Consider the following 20192-nt stretch of genomic DNA (forward strand, 5'->3'; position numbering starts at 1 on the left):
AAAAAGGAGATTGATAGTTTTGAATATTTTATCAAAGGATATGAAGTATGAAGAAATCACGCAAAGTGTCATTACAAACGAAAATAGTAAGCTTAATTATCGCGTTAATTTTATTTGTCGTTCTCCTGTTAGCAGGAATATTTGTTTACATTCAGTCCGTTGATACGAAGCGTCAAGTGGAACAATTAGCACTGCAAACAGCTAAATCTCTATCTTTTATGCCTGCTATAAAAGATGCTTTTCAAAATAACGAGCATAAAAGTACGATCCAATCCATTGCGGAACAAGTTCGTGAGCAAGCTGGTGCAGATACTGTCATTATAGAAGATCGCTTTGGGGTGATGTATTCCCATTCTAATTCAGAGTTAATTGGCACAAAGAGTAACAATCCATATAACTATGAAGCACTCACTTTTGGTGGCTATTATACGCTTGAAGGAAATGGTGAAAGTGGTCCAGCTTTAATGGCGAAAGCACCCATTATTGTTCATAACGGAGATTACGATCAAGTAGTAGGCGTTGTGACAGTAGAGTTTTTAATAAAAGGTATTGAATCTAATATACTGAGCAGAACGAAAGAAATTATACTCTTTTCCTTAGCTGTATTAGTAGCGGGCATTGTTGGTGGCATTCTTTTAGCACGTAGCATTCGTAAAGATACACTTGGTTTAGAGCCGAATGAAATTGCAGCGCTATACCGGGAACGAAGTGCAATACTACTATCTATAAAAGAAGGAATTATCGCCATTGATCAAAATGGTTTTATTACGATGATGAACACTTCGGCAGAAGAAATGCTACATGTAAATGGTGATTATATGCAGCAGCACATTTCAAAAGTTTTACCGGGATTTCATATGGAGAGAGTACTAGAAAACGATCAAGAAATCGCATTTCAAGATAAGGTGTTTATTTTAAACATGACACCGATACTCGAAAATAAAAGTACGGTAGGTGTTGTATGTAGTTTTAGAGATAAAACAGAACTGCAAAACTTAGTGAATACAATATCTGAGGTAAGAAAGTATTCAGAGGACTTACGTGCTCAAACGCATGAATTTACAAATAAGCTTTTCGTGTTATCAGGATTACTTCAGTTAGGGCACTACAGAGAAGCGATTGAATTTATCCAACAAGAATCTAATATTCATCAAAGCCAAAACCATATTTTATTCCATCAAATTCACGATGCGAAAGTACAAGCTATTTTATTAGGGAAAATCGGAACAGCGTCTGAGAAGAAAATTGATTTTCATATTGAAGGAGATAGTGCACTTCATCCGTTACCAGACCATATAAAAGTTTCGCACCTTATTACGATACTTGGAAACATAATCGACAATGCATTTGATGCGGTGAGTGAACGAGAGGAAAAGAGTGTTTCCTTCTTCGTTACGGATATTGGGCACGATATTGTGTTTGAAGTGATAGATAGCGGGATAGGGATACCGGAAGAAAAAATAACGGCCATTTTTCAAAAAGGATTTTCAACGAAAGGAAACAATCGTGGTTACGGACTAGCAAACGTGAAAGAAATGGTAGATGTACTAGAAGGAACGATTGAAATTCAAAACGAGAAAAATGGAGGAGCTATTTTTACAATTTACCTTCCAAAAACATTGAGAGAAAGTACATAACAAACAGGGGGATGGGCATATGTTGAAGGTTGCAATTGCAGAAGATGATTTCCGTGTCGCGCAAATTCAGGAAGAGTTTTTATCAAAAATTAAGGATGTAAAAGTGATGGGAAAAGCGTTGAACGCAAAAGAAACAATGGAACTGCTACAAAGGGAAGAAATCGATTTGCTTCTATTAGATAACTATTTACCGGATGGAATTGGAACCGACTTATTACCACAAATTCATGCTGACTTTCCAAACGTTGACGTCATTATGGTAACAGCGGCGAATGAAAACCATATGTTAGAAAAAGCAATTCGAAATGGTGTAAGTAACTACCTTATAAAACCGGTCACGTTAGAAAAATTTGTTCGCACAATTGAAGACTATAAAAGAAAGAAGCAACTATTACATAGTAACAATGAAGTAAATCAAACACTCATAGATAATTTCTTCGGCATTTCGCAAACACAAGACATAAAAAATTTACCGACAGGTGTGGATCCGTTAACACTGCAAAAAGTGAAAGGGGTTATAAAAGAATTCGAAGCGGGCATTACAATAGAAGAAATGGGAGAACAAATGGGGGCCTCCAGAACAACCGCAAGAAGATATTTAGAATACTTAGTGGCGACAAACGAGTGCACAGTAGAGTACACATACGGCATTATTGGCCGACCAGAACGAAAATATCGCATAGGACGAGGGCTATGAAAAAACGATTATTACTATGTATATGGATTATGACAGGAGTAATAGTTGGTTGTTCCGTAGAAAAAGTACACACAAATAAAGTGAACATAGACAAAGTAGAAATTGTTGCGCCAAACGTTCAAGGAGCAGGGTGGGACTTAACAGCACGAGCGATGCAAAAAACGCTGACAGAAGAAAAAATCTTCACAAAACCAATCACTGTCACAAACAAAGTAGGTGGCAGCGGTGACGTCGGATGGAAATATACGAAACAAAAAGGCGGTCACGTACTGGCGATCAACTCAAGCTTACTCATAACGAACAACCTACTAGGCCACAGTAAACTAACATATAAAGACTTCACCCCGCTCGCAACACTCGCATCAGATTGGGAAGTCGTTGTCGTATCAAAAGACTCAAACATAGAAAACGCAAAACAACTAATGGAACAACTAAAACAAGACAAGAAAAACTTCAAAATCGGCGTTGCACCCGGCCTAGGAAACGACGATCACCTATCCTTCGTACAAGTAAGCAAAGCATTCGGCATAAACCCTGCCGAACTACAATTCTTCGTCTACGAAAACAAAGAAAAAATTATAAACGCTCTAACGAACAAACAAATAGCCGCCGCAACCATGACCCTATCCGAAGCCGAAAAACAATACAAAGCCGGCAAAATAAAAATACTAGCCGTATCCGCACCAAAACGACTAGACCGACTACCAGAAATCCCAACGTGGAAAGAACAAGGAATCAACGTCATATTCCAGCACTGGAAAGGAATCATGGGCCCGAAAGATATGACGGAGGAAGAGGTTGCTTATTGGGATAGCATTATTAAGAAGATGGTTGAGAGTGATAGTTGGAAGGGGATTTTGAGGGAGCGGGGTTGGGAGGGGTTTTATAAGGGGAGTTGGGAGAGTAGGGGGTTTTTGGAGGAGAGTAGTTTAGGTTATGGTGAGTTGATAGGAGGAATTGGTTTGAGATGATGAGAGATAGCACGCCTACAATAAGATGTGTTATATAAACAACAAAACACCTTCTTATTACATGTACTAAGCATGTAATAAGAAGGTGTTTTTTATGGTATAGGGATTATAGATTAAGGTAAATTATTCGTTAATGTTATTGGCAACAACAGAAGCAATATAAGAACTATTCAACCAATAACACTGCTTTGTAATCTGTTGTCCATCAGGTAAAGTGACCTTGTCAGCCCCATTACGAGCTTTTGGTCGAATATGTGCAACGCCGTTGAAATTCATTTTTGGTAGGTTATTTACTTCAACGGTTTTATTACCACGTGTTTTATATTCAAGTTTAATACCTTCATTTACCACCGTGTTTACTGCTTCCCAAAGTTCACGTATCTCTTTTTCTATTGTAGTGACAGGCATGTTCCAAAGTTTAATGCCTTTAAAGTAGAGCTCGCGGTTTGGGTTTTCTTTTTTGGTTTGTTTAAATTCAAAAATTACAAATAAGAATTTGGTTTGGTAGAAGCGTTCTCGAATTTCGCTCTCTTCCCATGATTCATTTATCCATTGATGAAAATCAATCGTTTCAAATGACATGCTTTGTTCAGGTTTTCCGTTTGGCTCTAGGCGAACTGTTTTAAATTCTATATTTGCTTTAGCGAATTCTTCAATATTAGTAAGACGTGTGTTTTTAACACCTAGTAAAGAGCTTACCAGTGATGGAATGAAATTTTTTGCAGTAGGTTTAGAATCTATTTCTAGTGAATGAGCAATCTCTTTATCTCTCAAACCTATATAAGGTTCGAATTTTGAATGAAGGAATTCCTCTAATGATTTTCCTTTTAAGTCGTTGGCTGTTGTGAAGCTTATTAATTCTTCATTTTTGATATATCTACGAACTAATGTAGTCATATAAGATGGCTTTAATGAAAACGCTCGTTGCATCGCTTGTATTTCGGAAAACGGTTGTGGACGGATTGAATTTTTATTTGCTCCTTTTGTACAGGCTCCCAAATAATTTGTATCGCCTTCAGATAACTCATGTGCTTTTCCAGAACGAATTTTAGATACGATTGTTTCCCAATCTTGCTTTATTATTTCTAAGTCAGCTTCAGGATATGAAAATAGAACACTTTTTGCGATATGGAAGTCTTGACGTTTTAAATCTGCTTTCCATTCGTAAAACATAAGTAATAATTTTTTGTTCTTTTCCCAGAAGCTAGACTCTTCAAAAGATGTATTAACTTCTTCCATGTAGTTAATGATATTTAAAACTAAGCGTTCTTTAGCAGATAAAGAACCATTTTTATTTTGCTTAAAAGGTGTTACTTTTAGTTTAACTCCAAGGTTTGTAAAGTTAATATCCGCATCTGAGGTGCTTTCATACCCAAAAAATCCTTCTTTGACTAACTGACCAAGTTCACCTTTAGAATTTGCTGTTGTAAGTTTATTGGTTGAATCAATTTCACTGAATTTTTGTCCTTCAGCTTTTTTTGCTTTTAACATTAGTTCATCTAGTGTAGCGTATGTAACCATATTAATCCCCTTTCGTATCCTATATTAATTAGTTTGCTGAGAAACCGTTAAATGAAAAGTTGTGATATAATAAAAAGCTGTTTTAATTTTATAGAGGTAAAAATTATGTAAAGGAAGATCAGAGGATTTCTTACTAAATAAGATATGGAAATCCAAAATCTATATTATGGAATAGAAGTGTTTACTCTCATAATGGAGGGATTGATCTTTTCCTTGCTTTTTATTATAATGAAGCATAAAGAAATAAAACACCGAAGGGATGTTCGTGTATTTATGGTGAAAGTAGTAGAACTTTTTGCGGGAGTGGGGGGTTTTAGGTTAGGACTTGAAGCGAACGAGAATTTTGAAATTATTTGGGGGAATCAGTGGGAGCCCTTAACTAAAGCACAGCATGCATTTAATTGTTATGCCACTCAATTCGAAAATAAAGGAATACATGAAAATAAAGATATAGCAGAGGTTTGGCCAGAAATACCTGAGCATGATTTATTGGTAGGTGGCTTTCCATGTCAAGATTATTCAGTAGCACGCACAATATCAAATGAAAAAGGGATACAAGGGAAAAAAGGTGTTCTTTTTTGGGAGATAATGAACATAGTTAACTCTCGCAAGCCAAGATTTGTTTTGTTAGAGAATGTAGATAGATTATTGAAATCACCAGCAAAACAAAGAGGTCGCGATTTTTCTATTATGCTGGCGAGCTTTAGAGACGCGGGGTACGCGGTGGAATGGCGAGTTATTAACGCTGCAGATTATGGGAATTCACAAAGAAGGCGAAGAGTATTTATTTTTGCGTACTTAAAAGAATCTCATTTTGCATCAGTTCAAAGTGAAATGAAGTCGTTAGAGATACTATGTGGAAATGGATTTTTCGCTCCGATTTTTAATGTGCATGAAGCGCCTGAAGAAAACAAAAAAAGAGGACAATTTGAGTTGCCGGTCGATATTATTGAGGTTTCTGATACATTTAAAGCTGAATACTATAATTCTGGCGTGATGATAGATGGACAAGTATATACTGAAGAAGTAGTTCCAGTAACTGAAAAACCAAAGACTTTAGGTGAGATTGTTCAGAAAGCATATAATAAATTTGGTCCTGCAGATGAATCATATTACTTGAAAATGGATAAGGTTAACAAAAAGGGCAGAACGGAATTTGAGGAACTTAAGTACCTTAAAGGGCCTAAAAAAGAAGAAAGAATATCAAAGGCGACAGGTCATAAATATTTCTACTCTGAGGGAGGGATGGCTTTCCCTGATGATTTAAATAAGCCTGGACGTACAATGTTAACAAGTGAAGGGACTTGTAATAGAAGTTCTCATGTAATTGAAGATCCTTACACAAAAAAACTAAGATACTTAACACCAGTTGAATGTGAGTTGTTAAATGGATTTCCGATGGATTGGACGAATACAGGTATGCCACAAAGAAACAGGTACTTTTGTATGGGAAATGCTTTAGTGGTTGATTTGGTGGAGCGAATGGGTCAAAGGATTTTAGAGATTAACAAAGAAGAAGAGAAGATGGATAGTGTTGTACAGTTAAGTTTATTTTAGAAAGTAAATGTAGCATGTTTTTGTGAAAAATTTAAAAGTATATAGTGTTGGATAACCTGGGTTCTATAGTTAAAGATTCAGGTTATTTTTTATGTAATCTTTTAAAAGTAAGAATGGAGTAGTGGGAACTGTTTAATTTTATTATGAATAGAAAATCCACTAATTTCCTTTTTTCTTAATACCAACAATTCTTCTATAGATATTGTATAATATGGAATATATTCGAAACGTATTTTTAGATTAAGAGGTGTTACATCATTGGAGAAATATACATTTGATTTTCTACAAGAGGTATTCCCCGAGTTAGCGGAGATGGGGAGAGATATTGAAAATGTTTTTTATCAAGATCCCCAATCGGTTTTAATTAAGGGAAGAATATTTGCAGAGCTATTATCAAAACGCATTGCGGAAGAACATGAACTGCACGACGTACAATACTTAAAGCAAGTAGAGCGTATTCAAAAATTAGAAAGAGAAGATATCTTATCAAAGGAAATTTCACGTTCATTTGATACTGTTCGCTATTTAGGAAATAAAGCGGCACATGAACATATTGAAAGTGGGGTAGAGAGTGCTTTTAAAATGCATAAAAATCTATTCCAAATCGCAGTGTGGTTTATGGAGGTATACGGGAGTTATGAGTTTGTTGTCCCGAAATACAAACATCCACAGCCGAAGAGTAGTGTACATATTGTGGAGAAATTAGAAGAAAAGATATCTGCTAGTTTAGAAGAAAAGTTAAAAATGCTAATTGAGATTGCAAGTAAACAAAATACATCAAATCAAACTGAGGAATTAACAGAAATAAATAACGCTGAGATTGCGGTAGGGTTAGAAATTGAAGATAAACAGTCTGTAGATAATGAAGAAGAAGCAGATAATAATTTTGTGTATGATGATTTTATTTTAGGAGAAGGAGAGAGTTATTTACTAGCAGAACTCTCGAAGCTGAAAGAATCATCTCAAGAGGCTATCGAAAATCCTAATGAATTTAGTTCGTTTAAGGATTATTTACATGTAGAAAGAACGATACAGAACGATATGATGTCTGCTCTAACAGCAGCAGCTGGGCAAAATACGAGTCAATTAATTTTCTTGTGTGGTAGCGTTGGAGATGGGAAATCACATTTATTATCGTATGTGAAAAATAAATATCCTGAATTGATGGAAGAGTTTTCGGTGCATAATGATGCTACGGAAAGTTTTGATCCACAAAAGAGTTCCCTTGATACATTAGCGGAAGTATTAAAGCCATATAGTGATAGTGAGATTGATGGTTCTAGATTCAAGCTAATTTTAGCTATTAACCTAGGAGTTCTGCATAACTTTATTGAATCAGATTATGCAAAAGAGCACTATCAAATTTTAACAAAATTCATTGAGGAATCAGGAATATTCGAGGCAAATGAAATTGCTACTAATCAACAAAGCGGTAATTTCCACTTGATTAGCTTTAGTGATTATCAACCTTTTGAATTAACCAGTGAAGGGCCAAAATCAGATTATTTTTCATCTATTTTAAAGCGAATTGTGGTTGAGTCAGAAAAAAATCCATTCTATCAAGCTTATTTGAAGGATAAGCAACGTGGTATAAATGGATTCTTTATGGTGAATTATGAGTTATTGCAACAACAACAAATACGAGATGGTGTTTTAAGTATATTAATTGAAGCAATAGTTAAGCATAAGATGATTATTTCGACACGTTCCATGCTTAATTTTATTTATGATATTTTAGTGCCTTCTCATGGCAATGAAGATTTTCTTGGGGCAGGTATGATGGAAAAAACCGAAGCCTTATTACCGAATTTATTATTTGATGGTCAAGAAAAATCAAATTTACTAGCAGTTATTTCTAAAATGGATCCTATTCATCTACGATCAAATAGTGTAGACCAAATGCTAATTGAGCTAAACAATTCAGTAAATATGAAGAATACTTTCCAAAAGCATTTGAATTTACATGGACTTGATGGATGGATAGAAGGGCTAGAAGAGATGGGTTCTTTCTTTGAGCTAAGTGATTCATCTAGACAGGTGTTCAATAAAACATTAATACGTATGTCGTTATTTTTATCTCCGGTTTTAAGTGAAATATTTGGGGATGAAAATTATAAGAAATATATGGAATATTTATATGCTTTTAATAAAGGAAATCGATCTGATTTAAAAGATATGTATAATTTAGCGAGAAAATCAATTTTCTTATGGAACGGAAGTCCGAAGTCAGATTATGTATTTATGGATTACTCAAATGATACTACTCAGGTTGCACAGTCTCTTAAAATTAAGCCGTTTGTAGGACATTTGAAAGGGGTAGAACCGGAGGTTTTAAATCGATTTAAATTAAATATATTACTTGCTTTTTCCAATGAAGATAAAGTAGCTCCTGTATATTTAGAAATTGATTATCCATTATATGAAATGATGGTCAAACTTTCAAAAGGTTATCGCCCGAATAAAAAGGATAAAGAAGATTGTATTCAGTTCGTTGAATTTGTGGATAAGATAATGAAATTAGGAAATAGAGAAAAAGAATTATTGTTTGTTCAATCTAATGAAAATGGAATGTTTAGACTAACATACGACGAAGATTTTGAAGAATTTACGTTTAGAAGGGATTAGAAAATGATTGTAAGAGAGAATTTAGAGGATTTGAAAAACTCGCTGAGTATTAAACCAGAAAAGTTAGGATTAAAACATACAATAAATAAAAAAGCTCCTCTGTTACCTTTCTCTACCCGAGGAACAGAGCGGGCAAAATTCGCAAAAGGGTTTCAGGGAGTATTAGGAGAGTTTACGCGTCTAGTCAGCGGAAATAAGTTAAAAATGGAAGTTAATCTAGAAGAACTTATTGGAGAGATTAGTAAATCTGTTGATGTATCAAAGCAAGATAAGTCGCAATTTGAACAAATACTACGTACCTTTCTGCAGGATAGTGACAATACAATTAAAATTTTTCATTTGCATTTGTTTCAATATTTACCATTAAGTGATAAGGCTGATAAAAAAGGAGAACAAGATATTGCTAGATTCCTTTTAGACGTCCTATTAGGTGAAAAAGAAACCGTAGAAGAGATTTTTGGAAAAAGTGATTCAACAGATTTAATGTCACGTCTTGTGTTAAAACAATTAAATCATTTGGAGAGCGACGAAAAAGAACGCCGTCCTTATATTAATCAAATTCCATTTATCTCAAAGCTATTCAAAGAAGATTTTCAATTTTTAGCGGAACATAAAGATTATTTTAGAACTCATTATCATTTGTTTCTTAGTTATTATTACTTTTTATATATTACTCAATTGACTTTAAAGCTTTCACAAGTTGGGAAAGCGAACTTTAGTGAGAACAACGAAGTTTATTTTACACTTGACTGGGAGTCTACGAGTAAGAATAGAAAAGGTTATACTCATGGTTATCAAATGATTAAAGATACAGGTAGACATTTACTACTACATATTAATTGCTTAGAACATTTAAATTTCCTAATGGGAGTAGAAAAAGCGGGTGGCTATCCTGAATTAAAGGAAACATATGAGCAATTATCCGATGAGGATAAAAAAGTATTTTTAGAGATGCTTTGTGATTGGGTTATGGAATATAGAAGACATTTAGGTCTTGGGGCTTATGAAGGAAATTTAGAATTAGAATATGATACGCTTGTACAATCCTTATTCCGTAGTATAGAAGAAGCCTATGAAAAAGATACGATGCAAGGGCCGCGACATAGATACTCTTTATCAATAGAAGAGGTTGGGAAAAAATATTTCTTAAAAACTCGAGGTTCACTTGGTTATATGCTTAATATTAGTCAAGATATGTTATTGCTACTAACAGCATTGAGTTTAAAAAAGGAAAGAAAACCTTTGAAGCAAGTATTTATAGATTTAGAGGCTAGAGGTTTATTCTTCGATCGTTACTCAAAAGAAGAAATTGTACAGTTATTTGATAAGCTGAATTTAATAGACAAAAAAAGTGATAGCGGTGATGCACAGTATGTTAAACCAATTTTATAATTATCTTTCAGATAAACTAATAAATTATTTACAATCGGAAAACCTTAGAGGTGGAGAGCGATTTTACCTTCAATTTGATAATCATGAACAAGTACAAGCATTTTATGACACATTAAAAGAACAAGATTTATCGCAGGCGTTTTATTATCAGCATAAGCAGGGAACTCCATACGAAACGATTGCTATTAAGGTTTCAGAGGAGATGAAAGTAGTTGTTGCGACTACATCGGCAAATGTTACTCCGGACTTTTTAGTAACACTTCGTAATGAAGTCGGTGAACAAAAGGATGTTTGGGAGAAAACAGCTTTACTTAGTATATGTCATGAGACACTGGACAGTATTAAGGGTGGTAGCAGTGATTTGCAAAAAGAAGGTATGCCATTTAATGTAAAATCAATTTTGAAAACATTAAAAGAAGAAATTGAAACTTCTTCTTTAAATAAAGAAGAGAAAGAAGTACTTTCATTTTATTTACGTAAAAAATTAGATGATACAATTGTGCGACCATCTCTTTGGGATTATGAAGAAATTCTTGGATTTTTATCAAAACAAGAGATTGCGAGAGAAGATTATTCTAATCTAGGTATTTTCTATGATGAAAATTTAAATCAATTTACTTCAGCTCAAATGAAAAAAAGGCTAGAAGAAAATGCTTCATTCTTTGAGAAAGTGCAACAGATGCACGAGTATGAACATTTAGAGAGTCAATTAGAAAAATTATTTGATGAGAAAGGTGTTTCTCGCCTGAAGAAAGAAGATTGGCAGCAAGCGGATTATGTTCTTGTTAAAGATTCTTACGACAAAATGACTGAGATAGATCGCCCATTAGAATATATCGAATCACCAAAGAAATATTCAAAAGAAGGTCTGCTATATTGGGAAAAAGCACAAGCTGAGACAAAGGCTGGGAGACGTAAACGCCATATTCTCGTTTTTAATCCTACACAGATAGAAGATATCAACCTGAACTTTGAATTTGAAGAAAAGTTGAAGAAGGAATACATTCATAAAAATTCACAGGGTTTCTGTGGGATAGCTGGGAAAAAACTAACGGTTAGTTTAACGCATAAGCAAAATGTGACTTCATTCCATAAAGTTGTATATACGCATAAGATGCAATCTAAGTCGAAATATGAGTTTCATATTGCTGTTGTAGAATGTGAAGCCGCGTTTTTACAATCGCTTCAAACAATTTATGAAGTAAATGTAAATAAGAAAAACGTAGTTATGAATAAAGCTGAAGAACGTATTATTTTTGGAGATATTTCTAATGAGCCAGAAGAAGTATTTATTGAGGAAGATGCACAGATTATAGATTGGCAAGGTGGAAGTTTTGAAGTCTCTGAATCTTCTCCTGCATGGAATGACGATAGCTTATCATTTTCTGTTCAAATTGAAACCTCTTTAATTCCTATTCTTATTAGAGAGCAAGTTGCAAAGACTGTTCCAGTATCAGGAGAAAGGGTATGGAAATTAAAAAGAGAACATCAAGAAAGCTTTGAATATAACTTTGATACAAATAAATTAAAACAAGGTGCAAGGGAATTTTCAGCACGAGAAGGATTTCGAAATTATTTACAAGACGAGAGAGTATGGATTGAAAATGAAATCGCTTTTGCAGTTAGAGGGGTATCAGGGCTAAATAAGGTTGAATTATTAATGAACCCGTCATTGAGAGATGCGTATCAGCAATTATTAAATTACTATAAGTTTAATAATACGCTTCCTAGTCTTTGTTTTGTGGATGATCAATTAAGAGACCTATCTATAAGATATTTGAAGACTTTTAATGAAAGCATTGCTCATATACAAGAAAATGTAATGTTAAAAGAAGAAGAAAAGAATCTGTTTAAATTGGGAGTTATTGAAGAGGAACAAAGGGTCATACTAACACCGTTGCATCCGCTTAATGTTGCCTATCAGTTAAGTGTTAATGATGAAATTAAAAACGAAGTAGTTGAGATGCATATTTTAAATCGTCTGCATCCTAACAATCTATTGCCATATATATATGGACAGAATGATGAGTTGTATAGACCAGTTTCTCAAAATGAAGCGCCTGAATGGACTGTTTATGAACCACTTCATAAGGTTGCGATTGGAGAATCTAATGCATTTTTAGCTAATGTAGTTGAAGAAAAGCTTCAACAATTTGTGGAACATTTCCAATACTTATTTTTACAAGAATCTAAGTCTCCGATACGAATCAATGTGATTAATATAAATAATGATAAAGAAGTTGTAAGAGGTTTAGTACAGTTTATTAAGAAGCAGATAGATAAAAAAGGGCCGTCCAAAATTATACCAGTAGAGGTTGCTTTATATCATGAGAGTAATATACTAAGCGCCTTTGAAAAATTTTCTCTATATGATGATGTTCAAAAATTTGAGGAGTTCTTTGAGTTATCGTTAGCATCAAAGAATCTCGATGCTGTAGACGTATTAAGGCTGATTCGAGAAAATGTTTTCTATTATAAACTTATTGGTACGAAAGAATATGGTTACGCTCATATTTCATTCTATAAAATGATTTCAAATGAGAAGCATGCGAAAAGTACAATGGAAGATATTGAAACAGGATTATCTTTAAATGGAATGTTATCATCTCTATCATCTATTAGTACAGAAGTAGATTATCGTACAGGATTTGGATTGAAAAATGTATTGAATAATGAACATTTGTTAATTCAAACTGCTAGAGGAATGAATGAATTAGGAAGTAATTTAAATAACGATGGTACAAACCCTTATCGTAAGAACGAAACAATTGTTACGAGAACATCTACCTATGATGAACAAGTTTTAGAACATTTATATGAATCTTCTTATTGGGTAACATTTATTGAACCTAATGTAGGTTTAGATTTCTTCCAAGATTCATCACGTAATTTATTGGTTATTCATTATAGTGATCAATATTCTTCATCAAGCCAGTATGATGCAATTACAGTAACGGATAAAGCAAGACAATACCGAGCGGTCATTGAACAGTATTTAGCGGAAAAAGAAATTGTATCGACACCTGAAAAAATTAATACAGCTATTAGAGCTTTCAATAGTTTAAATGGTGAGTGGTTACTACGAATTATAGGAAGTAAGGGACAATTCTCAAGAGAAAAGTTAAGTATTATTTCAGCTGTGAAGTATATATTAAGTGCTTTAGATCATGAGAATATTTTATGGGTTCCTATCTCATTAGAAGAAATATTGCGTGTTGCTGGAGCGGTGAAATTAACGAAAAGTGAAGGTGTATTTTCTGCGAAGAATCTAGGTGGAAAAGGTGCACATAGTGACGATTTACTTTTAATCGGAGTAGAAATGCAAGATGATAAATTATCAGTGCATTATTATCCAGTGGAAGTGAAAATCGGCTTAAATCAAGAAAGTGCTATTGCAAAAGCAAAAGAGCAAATTAATGCTACTAAGCAACTATTTGATACGCAACTTTCTAAAACAAGTGAAGATGGTTTACATGTATTTAAACATAAGTTTTTCCGAAACTTCTTTGTACAGTTATTGCTAGCAAATGCTGAGAAATTTATTGCAAACAACATTTGGCCAGAAAAATCTTATGAGAAAATTGAAGAACTAAAGAAAAGATTATTAAATGATGATTACGAAATGAGTGGACATTTGGATGATAAAATTGGAAAAGGAGCAATTTTATCATTCAAAAAGGAACAATCATGGAGATCCATCAAAATAGAAGAAGATATTTTATTAGTGGAATTAACCGAAGAGGATGGATATGAAGGCGTAATCGAAGAAATTGAAGCACTCAAAATGAAAATCCATTCGGGTGGAACTGATATTAATCCAGATAGATTATTGAATCAGAATCATGATTCTAATCAAGTGTTAAAAAAAACTAGCAATAAAGTCGTTCCAACTGTACCTCATTCTGAAGAAGAAAGGGAAGAAAAAGGAACGGAAGGAACAAAAGAATTAAAAGACATCCGCGTTTTGTTAGGAACAGTAGAGGGATCGACTCAAGAAATATATTGGGAATTCGGAAATCCAGAGCTAGCAAATAGACATATTTTAATTTCGGGTAAATCAGGACAAGGTAAGAGTTACTTCATTCAATGTTTACTACTTGAGCTGGCGCAAAATGGAATTTCTAGTATGATATTTGACTACACAGATGGATTCAAGAATTCTAAGTTAGAACCGGAATTCAAAGAGAAACTCCAAGACAATATTGAACAATTCCTAGTAGCAAAAGATAAATTCCCAGTAAATCCATTTAAGCGAAATCAAAAAGAATTGGATGAAGGAATTTATATCGATGAAGATAATACAGATGTTGCTGAAAGAATTAAAAGTGTATTTTCAGCTGTATATAAAGATTTAGGCATTCAGCAACAAAACGCTATATATGAGGCGGTAATGCGCGGTTTAGATAAATATGGCGAAGGTATGAATTTAAATTATTTATTAGCAGAATTAGAAGAGGATACTTCTGGGCCGGCTAAAACAGCAAGGTCACAAATTAAGCCGTTTATTGATAAGAATCCATTTAATCATAATGCTGTATATAATTGGGGGGACATACTGAACCAAAAAGGTAAAGTGTTTATTGTACAATTAACGGGCTTTAATAGAGATGTACAGCTCATGATTACAGAGTTTATCTTATGGGATATTTGGAACTATCAATTACACCATGGAGACAAAAATAAACCATTCCCAGTTATATTAGATGAAGCGCAAAATCTTGATCATAGAGAAAAATCACCAAGTGCCAAAATTTTAACTGAAGGAAGAAAATTTGGTTGGTCAGGTTGGTATGCAACACAATCATTAAAAGGACAATTTACAATGGATGAAATTTCACGACTACAGAATTCCAGTCAAAAAGTGTATTTCATGCCACCAGAAAATGAAATTAGTGCTATTGCATCGAACCTTGCTCAAGATTCAGCTGTACGAAAAGAGTGGGAAAAACGACTTGCAACATTGAAGAAAGGTCAATGTATCACTTCTGGGCCAATGTTACAGAAGGATGGTACGTTGAAGTCGGGTAGTCCTGTGATTATTAATATTAGTGCGTTGCAGGATAGATTGAAGTAGTAATTTAATAGTAAGATGAAAACCACCTTGGACGGTATATTTGTTTGAGGTGGTTTTTGTATAAGTATAGTTAAAAATTAAAAAAGTAGGAGGTCCCCTTGTCAAGTTTTTTAAAACTTCTTAAGTGATTTACATAGGGATTAAGATGAGGGAATTCGCAACTAGATAAATTTTTAGTATTAAAAGAGTAAGTGTATAGTTAATCTTTTAATTTAGTGGAGGGTATAATAAGAGAATCATAAAATTGAAAGGAGGAAGGGGGTTGGAATTTATGATTCTTTTGACCGGTATCTCAATTTTATTTCTCCTCTATTGGTGTGTTGTGAATCAATATATTGTTGTTAAATGGAATGTTATTTTTAAGAAATTTAATGAAAATATAGCGTTTGGGATGTTTATTACATGTATGTTATTTTGGCTACAGTATGTATTTAAAATGTTTTTTGATAGATAATTAATTTTTAATAAGATAAATAGACGTAATGGAGTATGTGAGAGGTTCCATTGTGTCTATTTTTTATAACAAATTATAGTTCATTCTTGCACCTCCCCCAACGTCACCCCCTAACCTAAAGAAGACAAATCAAAAGGGGGGACCAAACCAACCATGAAAACCACCACAAAAGAAAAAAGAAACACCATCATCATGCTACTACTCTCAGCCACGATAGGAATCTTTTCACCACTACTCATGTACATCACACTGGCACGTAAAAGTGAGGTGTACAAATATCATTGCCGAAAGGCGTTCAACTTTCATTTGTTAATTTTTCTCCTATTTAATATTAGTTCGCGTATTAGTGATATTTTATTTTGGATCGTATTTGCCTTTGAGGTCGTTCAAGTGATTTTTGTTGCGTGGAAAGTAATACGCGACGAACCATATCGCTATTTCATTCGAATACCGTTATTTAAAGAAGATAAGTATGCGGTGGAAGGAGAATAGGTGATGAAACAAGAAGTGGAGATAAGGGGGAAGCGAATTTTTATTATGATTGTAGTGTTGTTTATTGCTATTTATATTGTTTTACGAAAAAGAAAGTATGAGTACTTTTATGATGGTATTAGTGAGTATGAAAATCGTTATAGAGGGAATGTTCCTTTTTTATTACTTGTTGTAGGTTTGTTTCAATATTGTAGGCAGAATGAGATGAGTTTTTCTCATATGCTTAAGTATGTGAAAGAGAAGTTATCGGAGTAGGTGATGGTATGGCGTGGATGATTAGTGAGTTTGCAAGTGTTGGGGATGTTACGGTGCGGACGCTTCGTTATTATGATAAGATTAATTTATTAAAGCCGAGCGATTATACTGAAGGTGGGCATCGGTTATATACGAAAGATGATTTGTATGTGCTGCAACAAATTCAATCGTTTAAGCATCTCGGTTTTTCGCTTGGGGAAATTCAAAATATTATATTGCAGCGTGATATAGAGACGGAAGAATTTTTAAGACAAATACATTTTCAAAGGGAATTGCTTTTGGCAGAGCAAGAAAGAATTACAAAGGTACTTTCGCATATGGATGAGATGACGAAGAAGTTTCAAAAGGAAGAACGAGTGGATGTCGCTTTGTTTTCTTCATTTTTGCAAACTTTTATATGGGAGAAAGAAAATAAGGAATGGTTAGAGGAACACTTTTTAACGGATAGTGTTCGAGCTTTTTATAATGATAAGGAACTAAAAGAAAAGTTTGAACAGCGATTTATGGATGTGATAGGGAAGTTGAAAAAGTATAAGGTAGAAGAGAAAGATCCGAGTCATCCTGAAGTTCAAGTTACTTTGAAGGGATTTTTCAATGTAATAGAAGAGATAACAAATTCCCTTGATATTCCTCAAAGTAATATAGAGGACATAATTAATCAATCAAACCTCCCACTATCCGAATTCCCAACCCTCTTCACAACCGAAGAAGAAAACTATATAAAAGAAGCAATGAAGCAGTTTAACACCTAGTTAAACTGCTTTTCCATTATAATAGAAGAAAACCAAACGGAGGGAAATCCCATGCCAACCTACAACAAACTAATCAGAAACAAAATCCCACAAATAATAAAAACTAACGGAAAAACACCTACAACAAGAATCCTACCCGAAGACGAATACATAAAAGAAATCTGCAAAAAAACACAAGAAGAACTAACAGAATACATCGAAGCGAAAACAAAACCGCATAAACTCGAAGAACTATCCGACCTACTAGAACTAATCAACGCCCTAGCCGAACACGAAGGCTCAACACTAGAAGAAATCAACAACATCCGTAAAAAGAAAGCAGAAGAAAGAGGCGGCTTCTCAGATCGAATCTTCCTAATCGAAGTAACCGATAACTAGCCCCTCCTAAGCCCCTTACAAGCCCCTACCAAGTAATAAATCACTAAGAAAAAACATAACAAAACAAAAACACCAACAAACACCGTAGTAGGAGTCGAAAAAATTTTTGAAATAACACGCCAAAAACCCAGCCCTCCTTCCTATATATAGTACAAAGAGGAAATTTTCATTTTTGAATTAGGACGGGAGGAATTAGGATGGCGGTGTATCGTACTGTGCAGGTGAATTTTTGGCAGGATGATTTTGTTTTGGATTTGACGCCGGAGGAGCGGTATTTTTATGTGTACTTATTAACTTGTTCGAAGACGACACAATGCGGGATTTTTCCTTTTCCGAAGCGGTTAGCTGAGATGGAGACGGGTTATAATCGGGAGACTGTTGATAAGCTTGTGCAACGCTTTGTTGATTATGGAAAGATTCTTTATGATGCGGATACGCGGGAGTTATTCGTTTTGAATTGGCTTCGTTATAATCCGGTAACAAATACGAATGTGGAGAAGTGTGTGCTTCGTGAGCTTAAGGGTGTGAAGAATAAGGAGTTTGTACATATGTTTCTTCAGAAGTGCGTAGAGGAGGAGATGAATGTTCCGATGCTGTTAGCGCATTTCGGTATGCCTGGTGATTTGGCTATGGATGATGTAGAGCCGGCTTGTGAGGAGGTAGAGGAAGAAGAGGTTGTTCAGGAAGAGACGGGAAGTAAGGTGTTCACGTTTTATGAGCAACATTTTGGTAGTTTGTCTCCTTTTACGGTGGAGGAATTGAATGCATGGATGAATGATTTGTCAGAGGAGCTGGTGCTGAAGGCTCTTCAAATTTCGTATGAGAATAAAAATCGGAAGATGGCTTATGTGAAGGGGATTTTGCGTGGTTGGTACGGGAAAGGGTTTACGAAAGTGTCTGAGGTTGAGGCGGATGCTGCGAATTTCCGGAAGAAGGGGTCGTCTGTTAGTACGGGGGAGACGGAGGAGTTTTTGGCGAGGTGTGAGGAGTGGGAGAAGAATACGCCGTCTGAGGAAGAGTTGCAGCGCTTTTTAGCGGAGCGCGGGTGGCGTCCATGAGTATTCAAAATGTGGAGGCGGAAAAGACGGTGTTAGGCTCTCTATTACTTGATGGAGAGCTTATTAAGGAGTGCCGTTTGACGGAGCAGTATTTTTCTATGCCGGTGCATAAGTCTATATTTCAGTTAATGCGAAAGATGGAAGATGAGGGGCAACCGATTGATCTTGTGACGTTCACTTCTAGAGTGGATCCGAAGTTTTTGAAGGGGATCGGGGGAATGGAGTATTTTATAGGGTTAATGGATGGTGTGCCTACAACTGCCAACTTCTCTTATTATGAGGGGCTTGTTCGAGGTGCCTGGAAAATGTATCAGGCGGGTGTTCTTGGGCACAAGATGGGAGAGCGTCTTATTGCGGAGAAGAGTGAGAAAATTATTGGTGAGACGATTACGGCACTTTGTGAGTTAGAGGAGAAGGACTGTGTATGTGAGTTTGATTTGAAGGATGCGCTAGTTGATTTATATGAAGAGCTTCATCAAGATGCGAAAGAGATTACTGGTATTGAGACGGGTTATACATCGCTAAATAAAATGACGTGCGGATTGCAGGAAGGTGATTTTGTTGTCCTTGGTGCGCGTCCTTCTATGGGAAAGACTGCGTTTGCGCTAAATGTTGGACTGCATGCGGCGAAGTCTGGAGCGGCGGTTGGGTTGTTTTCGTTAGAGATGAGTAGTAAGCAATTATTGAAAAGGGTGGCTTCTTGCGTAGGTGAAGTGTCAGGAGGTAGGCTGAAAAATCCGAAGCATCGTTTTGCGATGGAAGACTGGGAAAGGGTGAGTAAGGCGTTTGCGGAGATTGGTGAGTTACCTCTTGAGATTTACGACAATGCAGGGGTTACGGTGCAAGATATTTGGATGCAAACTCGTAAGTTAAAGAGGAAGCACGGTGATAAAAAGGTTTTAATTATTGTAGATTATTTGCAGCTTATTACGGGCGATCCGAAGCATAAGGGCAATCGTTTTCAAGAGATTAGTGAGATTTCTCGTAAACTTAAGTTATTAGCACGTGAGTTAAATGTTTGTGTAGTAGCATTGTCGCAATTGTCTCGTTCTGTAGAGTCGCGTCAAGATAAGCGTCCTCTTTTATCTGATTTAAGAGAGACAGGGCAAATTGAGCAAGATGCGGATGTTATTATGCTTATGTATCGCGAAGATTATTACGATAAGGAAACGAAGCAGAAAGAGATGACGGAGATTCATGTGGCGAAGCATCGGAATGGACCTGTGGGGAGTTTTAAGCTGCGGTTTATGAAGGAGTTTGGTCGGTTTGTGGAGGGGAAATAGTGAAAAGACTTGAGTATTACTTTGCATATAAAATAAAGCATAAGTG

General features: G+C 35.1%; 14 protein-coding genes. 13 read left to right on the forward strand and 1 reads right to left on the reverse strand.

Annotation, left to right across the window (positions count from 1 at the left end; all coding sequences use genetic code 11):
* The first annotated feature begins 47 nt into the window (after positions 1-47).
* The 3 genes from ACTFR9_RS18975 to ACTFR9_RS18985 are packed head-to-tail and all read left to right on the forward strand — an operon-like array spanning position 48 to position 3305.
* The gene (locus ACTFR9_RS18975; RefSeq protein WP_000749618.1) at positions 48-1637 is read left to right on the forward strand and encodes an ATP-binding protein; all 1590 of its coding nucleotides are present in this window, start codon (positions 48-50) and stop codon (positions 1635-1637) included.
* A 19-nt stretch (positions 1638-1656) separates the two neighbouring features.
* Positions 1657-2334, forward strand: coding sequence for a response regulator (locus ACTFR9_RS18980; RefSeq protein WP_000921564.1), 678 nt, complete (start codon positions 1657-1659; stop codon positions 2332-2334).
* Complete coding sequence (locus ACTFR9_RS18985; RefSeq protein ID WP_000746668.1) at positions 2331-3305, forward strand: tripartite tricarboxylate transporter substrate binding protein; 975 nt, start codon at positions 2331-2333, stop codon at positions 3303-3305. The genes ACTFR9_RS18980 and ACTFR9_RS18985 overlap by 4 nt, the downstream gene beginning before the upstream one ends.
* 123 nt (positions 3306-3428) lie before the next feature.
* Here the strand turns inward: ACTFR9_RS18985 and ACTFR9_RS18990 are convergent, their stop codons facing one another.
* The gene (locus ACTFR9_RS18990) at positions 3429-4826 is read right to left on the reverse strand and encodes a Sau3AI family type II restriction endonuclease (protein ID WP_073536381.1); all 1398 of its coding nucleotides are present in this window, start codon (positions 4824-4826) and stop codon (positions 3429-3431) included.
* 273 nt (positions 4827-5099) lie between these two features.
* On the opposite strand from ACTFR9_RS18990, the gene dcm reads away from it, so the two are divergent.
* From dcm to dnaB, 10 genes are all read left to right on the forward strand, one after another.
* Positions 5100-6383, forward strand: a complete 1284-nt coding sequence (dcm, locus tag ACTFR9_RS18995) for a DNA (cytosine-5-)-methyltransferase (RefSeq protein ID WP_033688393.1) — start codon at positions 5100-5102, stop codon at positions 6381-6383.
* 258 nt (positions 6384-6641) lie between these two features.
* Positions 6642-9008 carry a DNA phosphorothioation-dependent restriction protein DptF gene (gene dptF / locus ACTFR9_RS19000; protein WP_073536382.1) on the forward strand — a complete coding sequence of 789 codons (2367 nt, stop codon included), beginning with the start codon at positions 6642-6644 and terminating at the stop codon, positions 9006-9008.
* A 3-nt stretch (positions 9009-9011) separates the two neighbouring features.
* The gene (dptG, locus tag ACTFR9_RS19005) at positions 9012-10400 is read left to right on the forward strand and encodes a DNA phosphorothioation-dependent restriction protein DptG (RefSeq protein ID WP_000637017.1); all 1389 of its coding nucleotides are present in this window, start codon (positions 9012-9014) and stop codon (positions 10398-10400) included.
* Complete coding sequence (gene dptH, locus ACTFR9_RS19010; RefSeq protein WP_000934167.1) at positions 10381-15474, forward strand: DNA phosphorothioation-dependent restriction protein DptH; 5094 nt, start codon at positions 10381-10383, stop codon at positions 15472-15474. The genes dptG and dptH overlap by 20 nt, the downstream gene beginning before the upstream one ends.
* A gap of 607 nt (positions 15475-16081) precedes the next feature.
* Positions 16082-16420, forward strand: coding sequence for a DUF4870 domain-containing protein (locus tag ACTFR9_RS19015; protein ID WP_000859136.1), 339 nt, complete (start codon positions 16082-16084; stop codon positions 16418-16420).
* 3 nt (positions 16421-16423) lie between these two features.
* Positions 16424-16675, forward strand: a complete 252-nt coding sequence (locus ACTFR9_RS19020; protein WP_000808320.1) for a hypothetical protein — start codon at positions 16424-16426, stop codon at positions 16673-16675.
* An 8-nt stretch (positions 16676-16683) separates the two neighbouring features.
* Positions 16684-17427 carry a MerR family transcriptional regulator gene (locus ACTFR9_RS19025; protein WP_000312433.1) on the forward strand — a complete coding sequence of 248 codons (744 nt, stop codon included), beginning with the start codon at positions 16684-16686 and terminating at the stop codon, positions 17425-17427.
* A 51-nt stretch (positions 17428-17478) separates the two neighbouring features.
* Entirely contained in the window at positions 17479-17805 is a 327-nt protein-coding gene (locus ACTFR9_RS19030; protein ID WP_001143689.1) for a nucleoside triphosphate pyrophosphohydrolase, read from the forward strand.
* Between the two features lie 197 nt (positions 17806-18002).
* Positions 18003-18863, forward strand: coding sequence for a DnaD domain-containing protein (locus ACTFR9_RS19035; RefSeq protein ID WP_000312207.1), 861 nt, complete (start codon positions 18003-18005; stop codon positions 18861-18863).
* On the forward strand, positions 18860-20146 hold the full coding sequence (gene dnaB / locus ACTFR9_RS19040) for a replicative DNA helicase (protein WP_000027333.1): 1287 nt from the start codon (positions 18860-18862) through the stop codon (positions 20144-20146). The genes ACTFR9_RS19035 and dnaB overlap by 4 nt, the downstream gene beginning before the upstream one ends.
* The last annotated feature ends 46 nt before the right edge of the window (positions 20147-20192 follow it).

Source organism: Bacillus cereus group sp. MYBK222-1 (genome assembly GCF_051916425.1).
Lineage (GTDB): Bacteria > Bacillota > Bacilli > Bacillales > Bacillaceae_G > Bacillus_A > Bacillus_A paranthracis.

Coding starts and splice junctions, on each gene's coding strand:
- ACTFR9_RS18975 (WP_000749618.1), top strand. CDS start 48: ATGAAGAAATCACGCAAAGTGTCATTACAAACGAAAATAGTAAGCTTA.
- ACTFR9_RS18980 (WP_000921564.1), top strand. CDS start 1,657: ATGTTGAAGGTTGCAATTGCAGAAGATGATTTCCGTGTCGCGCAAATT.
- ACTFR9_RS18985 (WP_000746668.1), top strand. CDS start 2,331: ATGAAAAAACGATTATTACTATGTATATGGATTATGACAGGAGTAATA.
- ACTFR9_RS18990 (WP_073536381.1), bottom strand. CDS start 4,826: ATGGTTACATACGCTACACTAGATGAACTAATGTTAAAAGCAAAAAAA.
- dcm (WP_033688393.1), top strand. CDS start 5,100: ATGGTGAAAGTAGTAGAACTTTTTGCGGGAGTGGGGGGTTTTAGGTTA.
- dptG (WP_000637017.1), top strand. CDS start 9,012: ATGATTGTAAGAGAGAATTTAGAGGATTTGAAAAACTCGCTGAGTATT.
- dptH (WP_000934167.1), top strand. CDS start 10,381: ATGTTAAACCAATTTTATAATTATCTTTCAGATAAACTAATAAATTAT.
- ACTFR9_RS19015 (WP_000859136.1), top strand. CDS start 16,082: ATGAAAACCACCACAAAAGAAAAAAGAAACACCATCATCATGCTACTA.
- ACTFR9_RS19020 (WP_000808320.1), top strand. CDS start 16,424: ATGAAACAAGAAGTGGAGATAAGGGGGAAGCGAATTTTTATTATGATT.
- ACTFR9_RS19025 (WP_000312433.1), top strand. CDS start 16,684: ATGGCGTGGATGATTAGTGAGTTTGCAAGTGTTGGGGATGTTACGGTG.
- ACTFR9_RS19030 (WP_001143689.1), top strand. CDS start 17,479: ATGCCAACCTACAACAAACTAATCAGAAACAAAATCCCACAAATAATA.
- ACTFR9_RS19035 (WP_000312207.1), top strand. CDS start 18,003: ATGGCGGTGTATCGTACTGTGCAGGTGAATTTTTGGCAGGATGATTTT.
- dnaB (WP_000027333.1), top strand. CDS start 18,860: ATGAGTATTCAAAATGTGGAGGCGGAAAAGACGGTGTTAGGCTCTCTA.